At 29.9% G+C, this 1,486-nt stretch carries 3 protein-coding genes and 1 pseudogene; all 4 read right to left on the bottom strand.

Annotated features, from left to right (window positions below; all coding sequences use genetic code 11):
• Positions 1 to 172: 172 nt before the first annotated feature.
• The 4 genes and pseudogenes from GOQ24_RS15480 to GOQ24_RS15465 all read right to left on the bottom strand — a co-directional run bounded on the left by GOQ24_RS15480 (position 173) and on the right by GOQ24_RS15465 (position 1,417).
• Entirely contained in the window at positions 173 to 637 is a 465-nt protein-coding gene (locus tag GOQ24_RS15480) for a YrhA family protein (protein ID WP_155093442.1), read from the bottom strand.
• 10 nt (positions 638 to 647) lie between these two features.
• Positions 648 to 830 (bottom strand): annotated as a pseudogene (locus tag GOQ24_RS17035) (HNH endonuclease); the annotation flags it as partial.
• 18 nt (positions 831 to 848) lie between these two features.
• A complete protein-coding gene (locus GOQ24_RS15470; RefSeq protein ID WP_160340089.1) occupies positions 849 to 1,073 on the bottom strand; it encodes a hypothetical protein in 225 nt (74 codons plus the stop codon).
• Between the two features lie 185 nt (positions 1,074 to 1,258).
• On the bottom strand, positions 1,259 to 1,417 hold the full coding sequence (locus GOQ24_RS15465) for a transposase (protein ID WP_155093441.1): 159 nt from the start codon (positions 1,415 to 1,417) through the stop codon (positions 1,259 to 1,261).
• Between the last annotated feature and the right edge of the window lie 69 nt (positions 1,418 to 1,486).

Below are 1,486 nucleotides of genomic sequence, written 5' to 3'. Positions count from 1 at the left end.
TGAGAGTACATAATTTCTTGTTTGCTCATCTCTTTATTATTTCAAGCAAACTTACTTCTTTACATTATATTATGAAATATGCACTTGCTCGGGCGGATACTTAGAATCCGAACATATTTGTACCGTTTAATGCAAAAAGAGACTCAGTTATAAACTAAATTCTCCTTCTTTATTATTCACAATATTTCTCTTCTATTCCTCCTTCTAAAGCACATTCTAAAATTATTTGAAAGAATAGCTCATCGTCAGTTGTTTCTAATAACACTTCATCAAAGTTATCTCTTGGTCGAAAGCTAAATACTTTTGTCTCTATTTCTTGTACGAATAAGTAAAGGTCAGTATCTGCATAAAAGATAAACTTTGCAAAATCTTCATCAGTGTGCCAATTTAAATTTACCTCAATTAGATTTAAATTAACTTTTTCTGACAAACCATATAAGAAGACTCCATCATAGTTTAAACCATTCGATATTTGTAATATTTCCTTTAAGGAGTTAGGTACTGATATTGAAAATTTTTCAATCATATATTTTTCTAAGCGCCCTAATGATTCAATGGTTATTGGTTGATTTATCTTATAGCCAATCTCATAATTTAGCTTTATTATACTTTTTGATTTTTCTATTATACTTCTCATAGTCCAAGTTTTATGGGTAGATGTTTCCTTCCATTGTATACCATGTAACAGATTTACTGTCAACTGCTTTCATTTCTTTTGTCACTTTGTTTTGATAATTTGTTAATGCCTGATGATAAGGGTCATTTTTGATTAATACTAAATTACTAAAATCGTTAGTCCCTCCATCATCTAAAGGGAGTTTATGATGTACCTGATAGTTTTCAGGATTTCAACCTTTTTTCATGCTTTCAATATCTGTTTGGGAAACCCCTTTTGATTTTAGATATTTTTCATTTTTAGCTAAATCTTTCAAAAATTCTTTTCTGACTTTACTGTCGTAAACTTTTCTTAAAGCAATACGATCTGCATCACTTCTCTTAGTGTATTTAATCGTTTTTTCAACAATATTCTTTAGTTCAGTTAGCTCTCCTCTTAATTGATCGGCATAGACCAACTAATAAACAAATACGAACAATGGATAACTTATATTGCTCTAACAGATACTTAACCCTTTCTATTTTATCTGCTGAGCTTAGAACTTTTTTGATAGAATATCTTTGAGCATTTTATTGTCTAAACTAACATCGGCATACATCTGTTTGAGCTTGCGATTTTCTTCTTCAAGTTCTTTTAAACGTTTCAACTCCAGTTTTCCATTCCACCATACTTCTTTCTCCAATAGTAAAACGTGCTTTTATCAATACCTAATTCTCGAGAGATTTCACTTACTGATCTTCCCTGTTCATTTTCTTTGAGAGCTTTAATGATTTGGTTCTCACTAAAATTACTTACTTTCATAATTGACAGTTTTATTTAAAGTTAATATTTTCAAATTAACAACTGTCCGATTTTTAGGGAAACCTACAC

The sequence above is a fragment of the Myroides sp. LoEW2-1 genome (assembly GCF_009767705.1).
GTDB lineage: Bacteria > Bacteroidota > Bacteroidia > Flavobacteriales > Flavobacteriaceae > Flavobacterium > Flavobacterium album_A.
The sequence above is the reverse complement of the archived record's forward strand: the minus strand, read 5'-3'. Positions and strand labels throughout refer to the sequence as shown.